Source organism: Streptomyces sp. BV286 (genome assembly GCF_019090165.1).
In the GTDB taxonomy this organism is placed as follows: Bacteria; Actinomycetota; Actinomycetes; order Streptomycetales; family Streptomycetaceae; genus Streptomyces.
This window is the reverse complement of record NZ_JAHRIB010000038.1, coordinates 19,719-36,497: the sequence shown is the minus strand read 5'-3', so window position 1 is coordinate 36,497 and position 16,779 is coordinate 19,719. Positions and strand designations below refer to the sequence as shown.

At 71.1% G+C, this 16,779-nt stretch carries 11 protein-coding genes; 4 read left to right on the top strand and 7 right to left on the bottom strand.

Annotated elements, in window-relative coordinates; all coding sequences use genetic code 11:
- The first annotated feature begins 85 nt into the window (after window positions 1-85).
- Window positions 86-1,069 carry a UDP-glucose 4-epimerase GalE gene (galE, locus tag KUF83_RS05490; protein ID WP_217453407.1) on the top strand — a complete coding sequence of 328 codons (984 nt, stop codon included), beginning with the start codon at window positions 86-88 and terminating at the stop codon, window positions 1,067-1,069.
- An 86-nt stretch (window positions 1,070-1,155) separates the two neighbouring features.
- Here galE and KUF83_RS05485 read toward each other — a convergent pair whose 3' ends face one another.
- Both KUF83_RS05485 and KUF83_RS05480 read right to left on the bottom strand, forming a co-directional pair.
- Window positions 1,156-1,377, bottom strand: a complete 222-nt coding sequence (locus tag KUF83_RS05485) for a hypothetical protein (protein WP_055517933.1) — start codon at window positions 1,375-1,377, stop codon at window positions 1,156-1,158.
- A 150-nt stretch (window positions 1,378-1,527) separates the two neighbouring features.
- On the bottom strand, window positions 1,528-2,172 hold the full coding sequence (locus KUF83_RS05480; protein WP_217453406.1) for a TetR/AcrR family transcriptional regulator: 645 nt from the start codon (window positions 2,170-2,172) through the stop codon (window positions 1,528-1,530).
- 151 nt (window positions 2,173-2,323) lie between these two features.
- Here KUF83_RS05480 and KUF83_RS05475 point away from each other — a divergent pair, with 151 nt between their 5' ends.
- Window positions 2,324-3,238, top strand: a complete 915-nt coding sequence (locus tag KUF83_RS05475; protein WP_217453405.1) for an ABC transporter permease — start codon at window positions 2,324-2,326, stop codon at window positions 3,236-3,238.
- Window positions 3,231-4,058 (top strand): ABC transporter ATP-binding protein, encoded by an 828-nt coding sequence (locus KUF83_RS05470; RefSeq protein ID WP_217453404.1) that lies wholly within the window; start codon window positions 3,231-3,233, stop codon window positions 4,056-4,058. Before KUF83_RS05475 ends, KUF83_RS05470 begins: the two co-directional genes overlap by 8 nt.
- A gap of 91 nt (window positions 4,059-4,149) precedes the next feature.
- On the opposite strand, the gene KUF83_RS05465 is transcribed toward KUF83_RS05470, so the two are convergent.
- From KUF83_RS05465 to KUF83_RS05445, 5 genes are all read right to left on the bottom strand, one after another.
- Window positions 4,150-5,259 carry a glycosyltransferase gene (locus tag KUF83_RS05465; protein ID WP_217453403.1) on the bottom strand — a complete coding sequence of 370 codons (1,110 nt, stop codon included), beginning with the start codon at window positions 5,257-5,259 and terminating at the stop codon, window positions 4,150-4,152.
- Window positions 5,256-8,123 carry a bifunctional glycosyltransferase family 2 protein/CDP-glycerol:glycerophosphate glycerophosphotransferase gene (locus KUF83_RS05460; protein WP_217453402.1) on the bottom strand — a complete coding sequence of 956 codons (2,868 nt, stop codon included), beginning with the start codon at window positions 8,121-8,123 and terminating at the stop codon, window positions 5,256-5,258. Before KUF83_RS05460 ends, KUF83_RS05465 begins: the two co-directional genes overlap by 4 nt.
- A 178-nt stretch (window positions 8,124-8,301) precedes the next feature.
- Window positions 8,302-13,233 carry an NAD-glutamate dehydrogenase gene (locus KUF83_RS05455; protein ID WP_217453401.1) on the bottom strand — a complete coding sequence of 1,644 codons (4,932 nt, stop codon included), beginning with the start codon at window positions 13,231-13,233 and terminating at the stop codon, window positions 8,302-8,304.
- Between the two features lie 685 nt (window positions 13,234-13,918).
- The gene (locus KUF83_RS05450) at window positions 13,919-14,584 is read right to left on the bottom strand and encodes an HAD family hydrolase (protein WP_217453400.1); all 666 of its coding nucleotides are present in this window, start codon (window positions 14,582-14,584) and stop codon (window positions 13,919-13,921) included.
- A gap of 95 nt (window positions 14,585-14,679) precedes the next feature.
- Window positions 14,680-15,195 (bottom strand): hypothetical protein, encoded by a 516-nt coding sequence (locus tag KUF83_RS05445; RefSeq protein ID WP_217453399.1) that lies wholly within the window; start codon window positions 15,193-15,195, stop codon window positions 14,680-14,682.
- A 370-nt stretch (window positions 15,196-15,565) separates the two neighbouring features.
- Here KUF83_RS05445 and KUF83_RS42935 point away from each other — a divergent pair, with 370 nt between their 5' ends.
- Window positions 15,566-16,534: an Rv3235 family protein gene (locus KUF83_RS42935; protein ID WP_374105982.1), complete on the top strand. Its 969-nt coding sequence runs from the start codon at window positions 15,566-15,568 to the stop codon at window positions 16,532-16,534.
- Window positions 16,535-16,779 lie beyond the last annotated feature (245 nt).

Sequence of the window (16,779 nt, the reverse complement as noted above, 5' to 3'; positions counted from 1 at the left end):
CACCGACCCGCAATCCGCATCCACATGCATATCCACATCCGCATCCACATCCGCATCACGAGGACATACGAGGGGACGGGCACAGATGACCTGGCTGATCACCGGCGGCGCCGGATACATCGGGGCGCACGTCGTCCGCGCGATGACCGAGGCGGGCGAACGGGTCGTGGTGTACGACGACCTGTCCACCGGGATCGCCGAGCGCGTCCCGGACGGGGTGCCGCTCGTCGTCGGTTCGACCCTGGACGGGGAGCGGGTGGCCCGGGCGATCGGGGACCACGCCGTCACCGGTGTCGTGCACCTGGCGGCGAAGAAGCAGGTGGGCGAGTCGGTCGAACTGCCGCTGCACTACTACCGCGAGAACGTCGAAGGGCTGCGGGTGCTGCTCCGGGCGGTCACGGCCGCGGCGGTGCCGTCCTTCGTGTTCTCGTCCTCCGCGGCGGTGTACGGCATGCCCGATGTCGACCTCGTGACCGAGGAGACGCCCTGTGTGCCGATGAGCCCGTACGGCGAGACCAAGCTCGCCGGCGAGTGGCTGGTCCGTGCCACGGGCCGCGCGCACGGCCTGTCGACGGCCTCCCTGCGCTACTTCAACGTGGCGGGGGCGGCGGCGCCGGAACTGGCCGACGTGGGCGTCTTCAACCTCGTGCCGATGGTCTTCGAGAAGCTCACGGCGGGCGAGCCCCCGCGGATCTTCGGCGACGACTACGCGACCCCGGACGGCACGTGCGTGCGCGACTACATCCACGTCGTCGACCTGGCGGAGGCTCATGTGGCGGCCGCCCGCCGGCTCGCCGCGGCCCCGGGCACCGACCTGACCCTCAACATCGGCCGTGGCGAGGGAGTCTCGGTCCGAAGGATGGTCGACCGCATCAACGAACTCACCGGCTACGGTCTCGCGCCGACGGTCGCTCCCCGCCGGCCCGGTGACCCCGCCCGGGTCGTCGCGGGCGCCGACCGCATCGCCGCGGAGCTCGCCTGGAAGGCGAGGTACGGCCTCGACGACATGATCACGTCTGCCTGGGAGGGCTGGGTGCGGCTGCATCCGCAGGCCCGGCGGCAGGACTAGTCAGGAGCTCACAGGCTCCCGGAAACGCACTCGCCGCGGGCCGGACGTGGTCCTGGGCCGCGGCGAGAGTGCTCGGACGGGTCCCGTCAGAGCTTGTCCATACGGGTGTAGGGGCTGACGATACGGGCCTGGCGGGAGCCGAAGTCGACGAGCATCGCGATGCCCTCCTCGACGCCGACAATCCTGCCCAGGCCGAACTGGTCGTGCGTCACACGGTCGCCGAGGGCGAAGTGCTTGGCGACCGGGACAACCGGAGCTTTGAAGGGACTGGTGGACAGGTGGCGCCGGGGCGCGGATGGCTTCGTCATCGTGATTCCAGTATGCGCCCCCGAAGGCCCTGAGAGTGAGGCGTGGATGACAACGATCCGGACGCTACGGGGGCCGGGCGCCCTCCGAGAGGTGCCCGGAGCTGGGCGCCGACCCCGTCGCCCGCACGTGGAGCACCGGTCCGCGCCCGCCTACAAAGCCTTGAGCGCCGCCACCGTGGCGCGCGTCAGACTCTCCAGATGTCCCTTGGGCGGCTTCGGCCCGCGGATCACCACCGCACGCCAGTAGAGCGGTCCGGAGATCACGTCGAGGGCCAGTTCACCGTCGATTCCCGTCCGGACCTCGCCGCGGGCCTGAGCGGCGGCGACGATGCCGCTCGCGACGCTCTCCTGGCCCTCCCGCAGCGCCTTCCGCATGGCCTCGGCGATCTCCGGGTTGCGGGCGGCCTCGGCCTGGAGATCGGGGATGACCTGCGAGGCGACAGGGTGACGCAGGGCGCGTGAGGTGACCTCGTACAGCAGCCGCAGGTCGCCCTCCAGGGTGCCGGTGTCGGGCGCGGGCAGCCCCTGTACGGCGACGGCGGAGACCAGGTCGAGCACCAGGTGCAGCTTGGACCGCCACCGGCGGTAGACCGCGGTCTTGCCGACGCCCGCGCGGCGCGCGATCCCCTCGATGGACATCCGCGCGTACCCGACGGACGCGAGCTCCTCGAAGACGGCCGTCCTGATGGCCTCCGTGACGTCCTCCCGGAGCACCGCCGCCCCGGCGGGGGCCCTGCGGCGCGGCTGCTGCGGGTTCTCGGCTGCTCCGTCGGCGTTCGTCATGCGGAACAGCATAGGGGCGTCACGACGAGACGGTTGCGTTCCGACGTGAAACCGGCCTACGCTCACGTGGCGACGATACGGTCCCGTCCCGACGTAAAGTCGAGCCCATCCCCAGGTAAAGACACTTCCTCCTCCCTCCCGCCCCCGAGCGAAAGCAGCGGATGTGAGTCAGGTCCTCGACACACCTCCCCCGGCGCCGGCCCCGCCCGACGACCCCGCGGAACTCGCCGCCCGGTACGGCCTCACGATCAGCGGCGCCCGGCCCTCCCTGCCCGCGTACGTCCGCAGCCTGTGGGCGCACCGGCACTTCATCACCGCGTTCGCGACGGCCAAGCTCACCGCCCAGTACAGCCAGGCGAAGCTGGGCCAGGTCTGGCAGGTGGCCACCCCCCTGCTGAACGCGGCGGTCTACTACTTCATCTTCGGCGTCCTCATGGGCACGAGCCGGGGCGTGCCGGACTACATCCCGTTCCTGGTCACGGGCGTCTTCGTGTGGACGTTCACCCAGAGCTCGATCATGGCGGGCACCCGGGCGATCTCCGGCAGCCTCGGCCTCGTCCGCGCCCTGCACTTCCCGCGCGCCGCGCTCCCGGTGTCGTACGCGCTGCAGCAGCTCCAGCAGCTGCTGTTCTCGATGGCCGCGCTGATCGTGATCCTGCTCTGCTTCGGCGTGCCCGTCAGTGCCTCCTGGCTGCTGGCCCTGCCGACGCTGGCACTTCAGTTCGTGTTCAGCGCGGGCGTGGCGATGGTCATGGCCCGGCTGGGCTCGAAGACCCCGGACATCGCCCAGCTGATGCCGTTCGTGCTGCGGACCTGGATGTACGTCTCGGGCGTCATGTGGAGCATCGACCGGGTGCTCAGCGGCCACCAGGACATGCCGCACGTCGTGCTGCTGGCCCTGGAGTGCAACCCGGCCGCCGTCTACATCGACCTCATGCGGTTCGCGCTGATCGACACGTTCCACGCGGGCCAGCTGCCCCACCACGTGTGGGCGCTCGCGGTCGGCTGGGCACTGCTCGCCGGCGTCGGCGGGTTCATCTACTTCTGGAAGGCTGAGGAGACGTACGGCCGTGGCTGAGCAGAGCGTGTTCACCCAGATCAGGGGTTCCGGCGGGGCCGACAGGGTTCCCACCGTCGTCGCCGACCGCGTCGACATCGTCTACCGCGTCAACGGCACCGGGGCGGGACGCGGCAGCGCCACCGCCGCGCTCAACCGCATCCTGCGCGGGAAGAAGACCGAACAGGCCGCGGGGGTGCGCAAGGTGCACGCCGTGCGATCCGTCTCCTTCACCGCGTACCGGGGCGAGGCGATCGGGCTGATCGGCACGAACGGGTCGGGCAAGTCCACCCTGCTCAAGGCCGTCGCCGGGCTGCTGCCCGTCGAGCGCGGCCGGATCTTCACCGACGGGCAGCCCTCGCTGCTCGGGGTCAACGCGGCACTGATGAACGACCTGACCGGCGAGCGCAACGTCCTGCTCGGCGGCCTCGCGATGGGAATGTCCCGGGAGCAGGTGCGGGAGCGGTACCAGGAGATCGTCGACTTCTCCGGCATCAACGAGAAGGGCGACTTCATCACCCTGCCCATGCGGACGTACTCGTCCGGCATGGCCGCCCGGCTCCGGTTCTCCATCGCCGCCGCCAAGGACCATGACGTGCTGATGATCGACGAGGCCCTCGCCACCGGGGACCGCTCCTTCCAGAAGCGCTCCGAGGCCCGGATCCGGGAGCTGCGCAAGCACGCGGGCACGGTGTTCCTCGTGAGCCACAACAACAAGTCGATCCGGGACACGTGCGACCGGGTGCTGTGGCTGGAGCGGGGGGAGCTGCGGATGGACGGGCCCACGGAGGACGTCCTGAAGGAGTACGAGGCCTTCACGGGAGGCGGGGGGAAGGGGTAGGAGCCGGGAGGTCGCTCGTCGGCTGCGGGCGGGTGAGGGCCGGGCGCACGGTTCCCCGCGCCTCTTCGGTGCGGCGCCTGCGTCGCGGCTCTCAGCGTTCCAGGAACGCGAACAGGTCCTCCCACCTGCGCACGATCTCGGTCGTCGTGTAGCGCTGGATGTTGACGCGGGCCGCCTCGCCCATCCTGTCCCGCAGTTCCTTGTCGGACATCAGCGTGTCGAGGCGGCGGGCCAGTTCGCCGGTGTTGCCGAGGGTGGCGAGCAGGCCGTCCTCGCCGTCCCGGACGATCTCGTGGACGCCCGGCGCGCAGTCGAAGGCGGCACAGGGCACGGCGGTCGCCATGGCCTCCATCAGCGCGAGGGGGAAGCCCTCGCCCCGGGAGGACTGGACGAAGACGGAGCCGCCGCGCAGCGCGCCCGGGACGTCTCCCGTGCGGCCCATCCAGTCGACGCAGTCGTCCAGGCCCAGAGCCGTGCACTGCTTCTTCAGGATCTCCTCGTCCTCGCCGGAGCCGTAGATCCGCAGACGCCAGTCCGGGTGGCGCGGCGCGACCTCCGCCCAGGTGTCGAGGAGCATGTCGATGCCCTTCTGGTCGTGCAGCCGGCCGATGCTGACGACCACCTTCCCGGTGCGCGGCGACGGCACCTCGGGCATGAAGGGCAGCGGGTTCGGCAGGTACGAGGCGTTGTTCATGCCCTGCCCGATCCACAGGTCGGCGTCCTCGCGGGTGAGCGCCAGCATGCGGTCGACGTCCGCGTAGTACCTGCGCACCCGCTCGAAGCGCGAGGACGCCCTGGAGTACACGAAGGACTCGTGGCTCATCCCGATCACGGTCAGCCCGTGCGTGTCGGCCCGGGCGACCCACTCCATGGCCCACACCTGCGTGACGATCACGACCGCGCCGGGCCGCGCCGTCCGGAACAGTGCCGTCAGCTTCGCGGCCTCCTCACGGATGCTCGCCTCACGTGCCCGGCCCGCCCGCGGCGGCTGTCCGGCGTAGAGCGTCGTCGTCGGGTACGGCACCTCGCCGAGTTCCTGTGCGACGCCGGGCGGGGTGATGCCGACGACGTGGACGCGATGCCCGCGCCCGGTGAGGAGCCGGGCCATCTGGTGCGACCAGCTGGTCACTCCGCCGAGCTCGTCGACGCTGTTGGAGACGAAGAAGACGTCCCGCTGCGGATCCGCGTTCACGAGGGTCATCCACGCCTCCACCGGGAGAAGAACTGGTCGACGATGCTCCGGGCGGCCGTCCCCTTGTCGTACTCGCCGAACTCCGCCACGAAGCCCTCCCGGGCCTCCGCGTACTTGGCGGTCTGCTCGTCGAGGGAGGCGAGGGCGGTACGCAGTTCCCCCTCGGTGCGCACGACCGGTCCCGGCGCCCGTTCGAGCAGGTCGAAGTAGGTGCCGCGGCCCTCGTGCACGTACTCCTCGTAGTCGTACGCGAAGAAGAACATCGGCCGGCCGAGGAGCGCGTAGTCGAACATCACGGACGAGTAGTCGGTGATGAGCCCGTCGGCGAGCGCGAGCAGCGGGGTCACGTCGTGGTGGGCCGACACGTCGACGACGCGCCCGCGCACGGACGGCGGGAGCACGACGTGGTTGAGGTAGTGCGAGCGCACCAGCAGGACGTACCGGTCGCCGAACTCGTCGGCGAACCGCTCCACGTCGAAGGGCAGCTCGAAACGCCGCTGTCCGCTCCCCTGCCGACGGAAGGTGGGCGCGTACAGCAGAACCTCCCTGTCGTCGGGGATCCCCAGCTCGGCGGCGAGCGGGCCCCGTTCACGACGGCCCGTCTCCCGCTCCCTGACCCTGGCCCGCACGAGGGCGTCGTTGCGGGGGTAGCCCACCCGCAGCAGCGTTCTCTCCTTCAGGCGGAACGCCCGGGCGAGGGTGCGCACATCGTGCTCGGAGCGGATCAGGAACCGGTCGAAGCGGTCGAGGGTGCGCTGCTGTTCCTCCTGCTCGGGCCGGGGCCTGAGCTTCCACTCCGGCTCGTCGAAGCCCATCCGCTTGAGCGCCGAACCGTGCCAGGTCTGGAGGTACGTGGTCTGCGGGCGCTTGGTGAGCTTCAGCGGATAGCTCTGGTTGTCGACCCAGAACTCGGCCCGCGCCAGCGCCTTCAGATAGGGCAGCGACCAGCGGCGTACGAGGGTGGCGTCGGGCGGAAAGCCCTCGGGGCTGCCCGCGTACGACCACACCGCCTCGAAGTCGAGACCCTGGCGCCGCATCTCCTCGTAGACGGCCTTCGGGCTGTCGCTGTACTGCCGGCCCAGGTGGCTCTCGAAGACGACCAGGCCCTTCTTCACGGGGAGGCGGCTGAACACCTCGTGGTAGAGCCGGATCTTGGTGTCGCCCGAGGTGAGCCTCGCGCGCGCCTCCCTGGCCTTCCGGTACCCGGACTTGGCGAGCCGGCCGGGCGCTCCCCGCACCCCCCGCCCGACGAGCGCGTCCACCTTCTCGCGGGTGACGACCCGGAAGGAGAGGTGGCCGCGGGAGGAGACCTCGGGCGCGATGCGGTCGGCGACCAGCCGGGTGAGCCGGGGCCTGACGGGTGACGCCCCGACGGCCAGGCCGGGCTCCGAGGCGGTGAGGCGGGTGGTGGTGCGTACGCCGTCGACGTCGAGGTGCAGCCGTACGTCCCACACGGCGTCCACGACGCCCACCGGCCGCAGCCCTCGCGCGAGGCCGGCCGACGCCTCCCAGGCGACGAACTCGCCCTCGTGGCGCAGTCCGGCCACGGGAAAGCGGAAGGTCTGGAAGCGCACGCCCCTGCGGCGGGCGCCGAACTCCAGCTCGCCGGTGAGCCGGGCGCCGGGCGCGATGACGCCGAGAGGGTTGGTGATGCGCCCGGCCAGCCGGACCGTGCCCGCGGCCTCCTCGTACCGGGTCAGGACGTTGCGCAGGAACATCCTGTCGACCGGCCTCGTGTGATGGCCGAGGTCGGTGACGTCGAGCACGTGCCGGGCGAAGTCGTCGTCGAGGTGCTCGGCACACCAGTAGACGCGGCCGTCCCGCTCGACGAGGGGGGACGAGATCTTGTCGCGGTTGGTGAGCGTGTCCACGGCCGGCAGGAGGTTGTCCCAGTCGCTCTCCTGCAACAGGTAGGCGCAGATGGCGTGGATGGGCTCCACCTCGTCGAACGCGGCACGGTCGACGGACTCCAGATAGCCGCGGGCGACGGCGGCGAACTCCTCCCGGTAGGAGGCGTCCCGGAAGGGCAGGTCACGCAGGTGCAGCACCAGGTCGTGCTTGAGGAACTTGACGTCCTTGTGGAACTTGAGCTCCGGCAGTCCCTTGTCGGCGAGGAGCTGGTCGACCCGCCGGTGGATCTCCATCCGGTGCGTGAAGTTCGCGATCTCGGCGCGCCGGTTGCTGATCGACTTGGTCGTGGCCCTGTCGGTGACGTTCCAGTCGTAGACGCGGTTCGGGATGAGGGTGATCCGGCGAGCGGCGGCGTAGGCCTGCGCGGAGAACAGCAGGTCCTCGTAGTGGATACCGACCGGGAACGTGAGCTTCTGTTCGACCAGGAACTCCCTGCGGTAGCACTTGTTCGTCGACAGGGTGTCGAAGACCAGCAGGTCGGGCAGCTCGGAGATCGACTCCAGGGTGCGGGTGCGGGTGTAGAGCCAGGGGTACCACTTGACCTCCTTGCGGCTCCGCGAGTCCACGTGGACCCGCACGCACAGGCCGCAGACGAGGTCGGCGCCGGTCGTCTCGGCCGCCTCCAGCATGTTCCGGCAGGCGTTGCGCTCCAGTACGTCGTCGCTGTCGAGGAAGAGGACGTACGTCCCCCGGGCCCGGCCGATCCCGTGGTTGCGGGGCGCGCCGCAGCCCCCGCTGTTCTCGTCCAGCTGGAAGGCCCGCACCTGTCCGGGGTTCCGGGCGGCCAGCTCCCGCGCCACCTCGTACGAGCCGTCCGTGCTCCGGTCGTCCACGATCACGACCTCGACGTTGCGCAGGGTCTGCGCCAGCACGGAGCCGACGGCCGCGGGGAGCCGTGCCGCGTCGTTGTAGACGATCACGACGACGGATACGTCCGGTACCTGAAGCAGATCCTCGTTCACCCTGTTTATCCTAAGTGCCCATTGTCGGACCCTGTACGGGATGTAGGCCGGTTGGGGGCCACTCAGGTAGATGTCGGGTGAGCTGCGCGGGTTGCCGCGCTTTCCGCCCGAAAGGGTGTCGGGGCGACGAAAAGGGGCGCCCCGACCCACAGGGCGCCCCTCCTCACATCGCGGTCGGCTACGAATGCGTCCGCAGCATCGTCCGCATGGTCCTCATCGCCACGGACAGGTTCGCCAGGTCGAAGAACTCGGACCCCCGGATCTCCTCCAGCGTCGTCCGCGCACGCGCGAGGATCGCCACGTTCCGCTCCTCCCACGCCTTGAACCGCTGCTCGGGCGTGGACGTCCCGTTGCCCACGGCCAGTACGTCCGCGGTGAGCGCCGCGTGCGCCGCGTAGAGGTCCTCCCGGATGGACGCCCGGGCCATGGACTGCCAGCGGTCCGCCCGCGGCAGCTCGATGATCCGGTCCATGAGCTGGGTGATCCGCAGCCGGTCACCGAGGTCGTAGTAGACCTCCGCGACATCCATCGGCTCCTTGCCCATACGGTCACCGACCGCGACGATGTCGAGCGTCGGGAAGGCGGACGAGAACCCGGCCACCCGCTGCGCCAGCTCGTCCGGCACCCCGGCCCCGGACAGCTCGTCGTAGATCTGCTGGTACCACTCCAGGTCCGCGCCCCGCAGCAGGTTGGGCAGCTCGCCCCAGACCTGCGTGACCCCGTCGCGGAAGAAGTCGATCGTCTCGGCGAGCTGGATCGGCTGCGGCCGGTTGTTGAGCAGCCACCGCGTACCGCGCTCGACGAGCCGGCGCGAGTGCAGCCGGATCCGGGTCTGGACACCCGCGTCGACCGTGTTGTCCAGCGCCTCGACCGCGTCCCACACGGCGCTGGAGTTGAAGATCGCGCGGGCCGCGGTCTGCGCCCTGACGATCTCCTCGAGCGACGCCCCGGTCTCCTCGCGCAGGCGGTGCAGGAAGCTCGTACCACCGGTGTTGACCGTGTCGTTGACCAGCACGGTCGTGACGATCTCGCGTCGCAGCGGGTGGTTGTCGATCTGCTCGGCGAACTGCCGGCCCAGCGCGGTCGGGAAGTACGCGTGCAGCAGGCTGCGCAGGTACGCGTCGTCGGGCAGCGACGTGTGCAGCAGCTCGTCGGAGACCGTGATCTTCGTGTACGCGAGGAGGACGGCCGTCTCCGGCTGGGTCAGGCCGTGCCCGTTGCTCAGCCGCTCCCGGATCTGCCGCTCGGTGGGCATGAACTCCAGCGCCCGGTCGAGGTGGCCCGCGCGCACCAGGTGCCGCAGGTAGCGGTGCTGGGCGTGGAGCATGCTCGGCGACTGGGCCAGCGCGTTGGCGAGCGCCGTGTTCTGCGCGTAGTTGTTGCGCAGGACCAGCGAGCCGACCTCGTCGGTCATCTCGGCGAGCAGCTTGTTGCGCTGCTTGACGGTCATGTCGCCGTCCGCCACCACCGCGTTGAGCAGGATCTTGATGTTCACCTCGTGGTCGGAGGTGTCCACGCCCGCGCTGTTGTCGATGGCGTCGGTGTTGACCTTGCCGCCGGCCTGCGCGAACTCGATGCGGCCGAGCTGGGTGAGGCCGAGGTTGCCGCCCTCGCCGACGACCTTGACCCGCAGGTCCGCGCCGTCCACGCGGATGGCGTCGTTGGCCTTGTCGCCGACGTCCGCGTGCGTCTCGGTGGAGGCCTTCACGTACGTACCGATGCCGCCGTTCCACAGCAGGTCCACCGGTGCCGCGAGGATGGCCCGCATCAGGTCGGCGGGGGTCATCTTGGCGATGTTCCCCTCGATGCCCAGGGCCTCGCGGATGTGGCTGTTGAGCTGGATGGCCTTGGCCGTACGGGGGAAGATGCCACCGCCCTGCGACAGCAGCTCCTTGTCGTAGTCGGCCCAGGAGGAACGCGGCAGCTCGAAGAGCCGTCGGCGCTCGGCGTACGACGTCTCCGCGTCCGGGCGCGGGTCGATGAAGATGTGCCGGTGGTCGAAGGCTGCGACCAGGCGGATGTGCTCGGAGAGCAGCATTCCGTTGCCGAACACGTCACCGCTCATGTCGCCCACGCCCACGACCGTGAAGTCCTGGGTCTGCGTGTCGACGCCCAGCTCCCGGAAGTGCCGCTCGACGGACTCCCAGGCGCCGCGGGCGGTGATGCCCATCTTCTTGTGGTCGTAGCCGGCCGAGCCGCCCGAGGCGAAGGCGTCCCCGAGCCAGAAGTTGTACGACTCGGCGACCCCGTTGGCGATGTCCGAGAACGTCGCCGTGCCCTTGTCCGCGGCGACCACCAGATAGGTGTCGTCCTCGTCGTGCCGTACGACGTCGGCGGGGGGCACGACCTCGCCGGCCACCATGTTGTCGGTGATGTCGAGCAGCGCCGAGATGAACGTCTTGTAGCTGCGCACGCCCTCGGTCATCCAGGCGTCGCGGTCCACGGCCGGGTCCGGCAGCTGCTTGGCGACGAAGCCGCCCTTGGCGCCGACGGGCACGATGACGGTGTTCTTCACCATCTGCGCCTTGACCAGCCCGAGGATCTCGGTGCGGAAGTCCTCACGCCGGTCGGACCAGCGCAGACCACCGCGCGCGACCTTGCCGAAGCGCAGGTGCACGCCCTCGACCCGCGGCGAGTACACCCAGATCTCGAACGCCGGACGCGGCGCCGGAAGGTCCGGGATGGCCTGGGGGTCGAACTTCATGGAGACGTAGTCGTGCGGCACGCCGCCGCCCGCCTCCTGGAAGAAGTTCGTGCGCAGGGTCGCCTTGATGACGGTGAGGAAGGAGCGCAGGATCCGGTCCTCGTCGAGGCTGGCCACCTGGTCGAGCGCGGCTTCCAGTTCCTCCAGGAGGGCGTCGGTCAGTTCCGTGCCCGCCCGCTGCCGGTCCGGTGACATGCGGGCCTCGAAGAGCGAGACGAGCAGCCGGGTGGTGTGGACGTTGCTGCGGAGGGTGTCCTCCATGTAGTCCTGGCTGAACGTCGAGCCTGCCTGGCGCAGGTACTTGGCGTACGCGCGCAGCACCATCGCCTGCCGCCAGTTCAGCCCGGCGCTCAGGACGAGGGAGTTGAAGCCGTCGTTCTCCGCGTGCCCGGTCCAGGTCGCCGCGAAGGCCTCCTGGAACCGCTCGCGTCCGTCGTCGCCGAGGTGGTCGCCGGCGCCGCTGCCCGACTTGGGCAGCCGCAGACCGAAGTCGTAGATCCACGCGGACGCCCGGTCCGAGCAGCGCAGCTCGTACGGACGCTCGTCGGTGACCTCGACGCCCAGGCGGGTGAGGACCGGCAGGACGGCGGAGAGGGAGACCGACTCCCCGGTGCGGTAGATCTTGAAGCGGCGCTCCCCGGGGGCGGCGCCGACCGGCTCGTACAGGCTGAGGTCGAAGTTCTTGCCGTCGCCGAGCTGTTCCAGACGGACCAGGTCGGCGACCGCGGTGCGCGGGTTGTGGTCGGCCTTGTAGCCCTCGGGGATGACGTGCCCGTACCGGCGCATCAGCTCGGCGGCGCGCTCCTCACCGCACTCCGCGTTCAGTGCCTCGGCGAAGCCGTCGGCCCAGGAGCGGGCGGCCTCGACGAGCCGCGCCTCGATGCGCTCCTTGTCGGTGTCGCTGAGCTGCGGCAGCTCGGTGCCCTGCGGGACCCGCACCACGAAGTGCAGCCGGGAGAGGATCGACTCGGTGTTCCAGGCGGTGAAGTCGACGCTGATGCCGCCCAGTTCCTCCTTGAGGATGTCGATGATCCGCAGGCGCACACCGGTGGTGTAGCGGTCGCGCGGCAGGTAGACGAGCGCCGAGTAGTAGCGCCCGTACTCGTCCTGGCGCAGGTAGAGGCGCAGCCGCCGCCGCTCCTGGAGGTAGAGCACGGAGGTGACGATCGCCCGCAGCTCGTCGGGCGGGGTCTGGAAGAGCTCGTCGCGCGGGTACGTCTCCAGGATCTGGAGGAGGTCACGGCCGTCGTGGCTGTTGGGCGAGAACCCGGCGCCCCGCAGGACCTCCTGGACCTTGCGGCGGATGACGGGCACGCGGCGCACCGACTCGGTGTACGCGGCGGACGAGAACAGACCCAGGAAGCGCCGCTCCCCGACGACGTTGCCGTCGGCGTCGAACTTCTTCACGCCGACGTAGTCGAGGTAGGACGGCCGGTGCACGGTGGCGCGGCTGTTCGCCTTGGTGAGGACGAGGAGCCTGTGCTCGCGGGCCTTCGCGCGGGCGTCGGCCGGCAGCCGCTCGAAGGACGGGCTGACCGGGTGGCTCTCCTCGCCGCCGTGCTGCGGGTCGGAGCGCAGGATGCCGAGCCCCGTGCCGGGGACGGCCGCCAGCGAGTCGTCGTCGCGCAGCTCGTACTCGCGGTACCCCAGGAAGGTGAAGTGGTCGTCGGCGAGCCAGCGCAGCAGCTCGCGGGCCTCCTCCACCTCCTGGTCGCGCAGATCGTCGGCGGTGGGCTCCTTGGGCAGTTCCTCGGCGATGCGCAGCGCCGAGTCGCGCATCTTCTCCCAGTCCTCGACGGCCTCGCGGGCGTCGGACAGGACCCGCAGCAGGTCGGCGGTGATCTGCTTCAGATCGGCGCGGTCGGTCTCGCGGTCGATCTCGACGTGGATCCACGACTCGACGGAGGCGTCGTGCGGGAGGTCGCCGGTGGGCCGGGTCCTGAGGACCTCGACGAGCCTGCCGGTGAGATCGCGCCGCACCACGAACTGCGGGTGGATGACGACGTGGATCCCGCGCCCCTGCCGGGACAGCTCGTTGGTCACGGAGTCGACGAGGAAGGGCATGTCGTCGGTCACCACCTCGACGACGGAATGGCTGGAGGTCCAGCCGTTCTCCTCGACCGTCGGGGTGTGGACTCTCACGTTGGCCGTGCCCTGCGGGCGGTTCTCGGCCAGCCGGTAGTGGGAGAAGGCGGCTCCGAAGACGTCGACCGGGTCGCGGTCGGTGAGGTCCTCCGGGGCGGTGTGCAGGTAGTAGCGCTGGAGGAACGCGAGCAATGTGTCCCGGTCCGGGGTGCTCTCGTCCGTCTTCCCGGTCGGTAGGTGCCCCCCGACCGGGCTGTTCTCAGCTACCCGGGCGGCCCTTTCGAGCAGCTCGGCCTTTGCTTCGTCCAGCTTGGTCTGCATTGTCCTCTGGCTCCTGTCGCGCGCCGTTGCGTGACGTCGTAGAACGTGAAGTGACGTAGCGCCGCGACGCGGGGTGTCCGGTCTGATCCGACGCTATGCCGCGATGAGAGATGAGCGGGGCGTTATCGGCCATTCTCGGCCGCTCCGGAGGCTGTGACGCTGCTCTCGGTGCGTGTACCGCGGCTGCCCGCTCGGGAAGACCAGCGACCGCCCGGTCACGGATGTCGTCCGTGCGGTCCGGGCGCAGGGCAGGGGCGACGATGCCCCCGCGACGTATCGCGCTGATCACGGGACAAGGCTATCGCCCCCGAAGGGGGCCCCGTCATGAGCCGTATGTGTACAAAAGAGGGGTCACCTTTTTGACACTCTGCACAGTTCGCTCCGGCGGAGGCTGTGCAGGGTACGACTCCGCACCCGAATCCGCGGCTGCCCGCGACGGCCGGCCGCGTGATCGCGCACGGGCCGCGAACCGCCGGCCCGGGAGAACGGCTCAGGCGCCGCCCACCCAGGGGCGCGGGGAACTGCGCGACCAGCCACCGCCGGCCCGCACCCGAGGCTCCGCGTCCGGTTCACCCTGGAAGCGCGCGGTTCCGTGCGCCCGAGGCCGTGCGCCGTCGGGGCGATGCAGGGACGGCGGGGGCGCGGGCTCACGCTCGGTCCGTGCTGAGCCCGGCCAGGGCCCCGCTCACGCCGCCAGCCACTCGGCCACCGTCACGGCTTCCTCCAGGGTGTCCACCACGGGCACGCCGACCCCTTCGAGACTGGCCCGGCTGTGCGACCCGCCGGTGTAGAGCACGGCCTTCGCTCCCACGTGCCGCGCCGCGAGCGCGTCGTCCGCCGCGTCCCCGATCACCACCGTGCGGGCAGGCTCCACTCCCGTCAGCGCTCTCACATGGCGCACCATGTGCTCGGCCTTGCTGCCGCCGGACGGCCCGGTCCGCCCGTCGACCCGCAGGAAATGCGGCTCGATACCGAAGCCGCGCACCAGCGGGACGAGTTCGTCGTGCCCGTACATGCTCAGGATCGACTGGCTCCGGCCGGCCGACGCCCACTCGGCGAGCAGTCCCGGCACCCCGTCGGTGAGCCCGCACCCCACCCGGTGCTCCGCGTAGTACCGGTGGAAGATCACGTCCATGGCCTCCCACTCCTCGTCCGACGGCAGCCGCCCGGTCAGCCGCTCGTAGAACTTCGGTACGGGTACGCAGTACAGCTCCCGGTACCTCTCCAGCGTGATCGGCGGCATGCCCATCTCGGCGAACGCCGCGTTGGTCGCGCCGATGATTGCCGTGTTGTCGTGGAACAGCGTCCCGTTCCAGTCCCAGACGATGTGTGTCGCTCCGTGCATCCCCATATCCAAAAAGTACCCGGCCCCACCGACAACACCTCCGGAGAGCCCCGAGCCCGCCCTCCGTGCGCCTGCCTCGCGAAACGCGCCCCCTGAGCGCGTCAGCCGCCGAGCCCCAGCAGGTTCGGGATCTCCTGCGTGGCGAACCACAGCAGCTCGTGGTCCTCGGCGCCGTCCACGACGAACTGCCCGTCGTCGTCACCGCCGTCCGCGGCGCCCAGCGCGTCGGCGGCCGCCGTCACGTCCGCCTCCGCGTCGTCCGCGTCGACGTGCACGGCCGCGGCCCTGGCGAGCGCCACGGCGCCGCCGACGCGCACCTCCCCGAGCGACGCGGGGTCGAGCCCCCGGTCGGGATCGGCGACCGCGGCCCCGTCCGGCACGTCGACGGCGACGACGACCCGTCGGCGCGGGGCCCCGGGATCGAGAGCGACCAGCCGCAGGGAGGCGAGCGCGGCCCGGCTCAGCGCCGCGTACTCCAGTTCCTCGATGTCGTCGGAGAGATACCACTCGCGCAACGCGGGCGTGACGGCGTACGCGTCGAAGGGCCCCGAGCCGAGCTCACCCGTCTTGTACGCCTCGGCGAGACCGGAGAGGGTCAGAGGGACGTAGACGCGCATGGCTGGCCGCTTTCGTAAGGGGAGTCCGCGGTCGGTCTGCCGGGCGGATCCCGTGGACGAAGGATGGTGGCGGGGCAGGTTTCGCGCCGCCCGGAATGGTCTTCAGGATACGTGCGGGCGTCCTCTTTCGAGTCCGCGCCCACCTTCCCGCCGCGTCCACCACGGACCCCGCCCGTCACCCGGTGGTCCCCGGTCCCGCCATGCCTCCCAGCCTCCCCCGTCACCCTGATAGGTGAACATTTCAGGTCCCCCGACGCGGGCTCGGCTTCCTTGCGGCTGCCCGCCCCGGCCTCGTACAAGATCCCCAACGGAAAGTTACCGACCGGTATCAGCCGGTCCGACCGAATGGGGCCCCGTCGTGAACAAGGTGATGACCAGGACCAGGCGCACCCCGGGCTCCCGGCCGCCCGTCCGCCACGACACCCGCCGCCCCGGCGGAACCACTCCGCGCTCGACGCCGGGCACAGGCGCACCCGGCACGACCCGGAGCAGCACCGGCTCCGCCGCGGGCCCGGACGGCACCGATCCGACGGGCACGGCCTGGAGCGGCCCCGCTTCCGGCGCCACGGGGCCCGCGTACGCGCCCCGTACGGCAGCACAGTCCGTAACCCGCTCGCAGACCACGTCACCGCCGGCCCCGGGCACATCCCGGAGGGCACCTGGCAGCGACTCGTCCCGGCCCACACCGGCCGGAGGCGGCACGCGGACCGTACCGGGCGACGGCTCCCCACGGACTTCACCGCACGACGGCTCGCTGCGGACCGCACCGCGTGACGGATCGCTGCGGACCGCGCCGCGTGACGGATCCCTGCGGACCGCACCTGACAGCGGCGCCGGACGGCCCGCCCCGGGCGGTGTCGTCTCGCGGACCGCGTCGGGCAGGGTCCCCCGGACCTCGCCGGTCGGCGGCCCGCCGTCTGCCGTCCCGGCCGCAAGCGCGTCGCCTGCGGCGGCTTCCCCCGCCCTCGCCGACTGTCCGCCCAGGACGCCGCCCCCGCAGCCCCGTCCCACCGACCTCTTCGCCGACCGCCTCGTCGCAGTGCTGAGCGGCCAGCGCCCGGTCCACTGCATGCTGCGGCACACGGCGGGCCGTGCCTACGACGAACTGGCCTGGCTCGCCGAACGAGGCCCCCTCCGCACCCGCGGCACGCGCCCCGTCGTCCGTGACATCGGCTACTACGTGCCCCGCGCGGGCGCCGTCGAGGCCTTCGCCCGGATCGGCGCCGGCGACCAGGTCCGCGCCATGGCGTTCCGTCTGGAGCAGGGCGCGGACCTCCGCTGGCGCTGTACGGCGGTGGAGCTGGGCGGCGCCCGCATGCCCCGCCCGGACGAGGACTGACCTCCAACGCCCCGCTCCGGCGGGCGGGCAGTCAGAGGCGCGGGGAACCGCGCGCCAAGCCCTCACCGGCCCGCAGCCGACGACGTCGCCGCTTTCTGCCCGCGCATTCCCCCGGACCACAGCCCGCGCATTCCGGAGCCGGGCCGGGAGCCCCCGCGTGCGGGCGGCGACAGGGCGCGGGCGGGCCCCACGCGAAAGGCCGGGCACAGAAGTGCCCGGCCCTTCAAGCGTTCGCTCCGAGGAGC

Coding starts and splice junctions, on each gene's coding strand:
- galE (WP_217453407.1), top strand. CDS start 86: ATGACCTGGCTGATCACCGGCGGCGCCGGATACATCGGGGCGCACGTC.
- KUF83_RS05485 (WP_055517933.1), bottom strand. CDS start 1,377: ATGACGAAGCCATCCGCGCCCCGGCGCCACCTGTCCACCAGTCCCTTC.
- KUF83_RS05480 (WP_217453406.1), bottom strand. CDS start 2,172: ATGCTGTTCCGCATGACGAACGCCGACGGAGCAGCCGAGAACCCGCAG.
- KUF83_RS05465 (WP_217453403.1), bottom strand. CDS start 5,259: ATGACCCTCGTGAACGCGGATCCGCAGCGGGACGTCTTCTTCGTCTCC.
- KUF83_RS05455 (WP_217453401.1), bottom strand. CDS start 13,233: ATGCAGACCAAGCTGGACGAAGCAAAGGCCGAGCTGCTCGAAAGGGCC.
- KUF83_RS05450 (WP_217453400.1), bottom strand. CDS start 14,584: ATGGGGATGCACGGAGCGACACACATCGTCTGGGACTGGAACGGGACG.
- KUF83_RS05445 (WP_217453399.1), bottom strand. CDS start 15,195: ATGCGCGTCTACGTCCCTCTGACCCTCTCCGGTCTCGCCGAGGCGTAC.
- KUF83_RS42935 (WP_374105982.1), top strand. CDS start 15,566: ATGACCAGGACCAGGCGCACCCCGGGCTCCCGGCCGCCCGTCCGCCAC.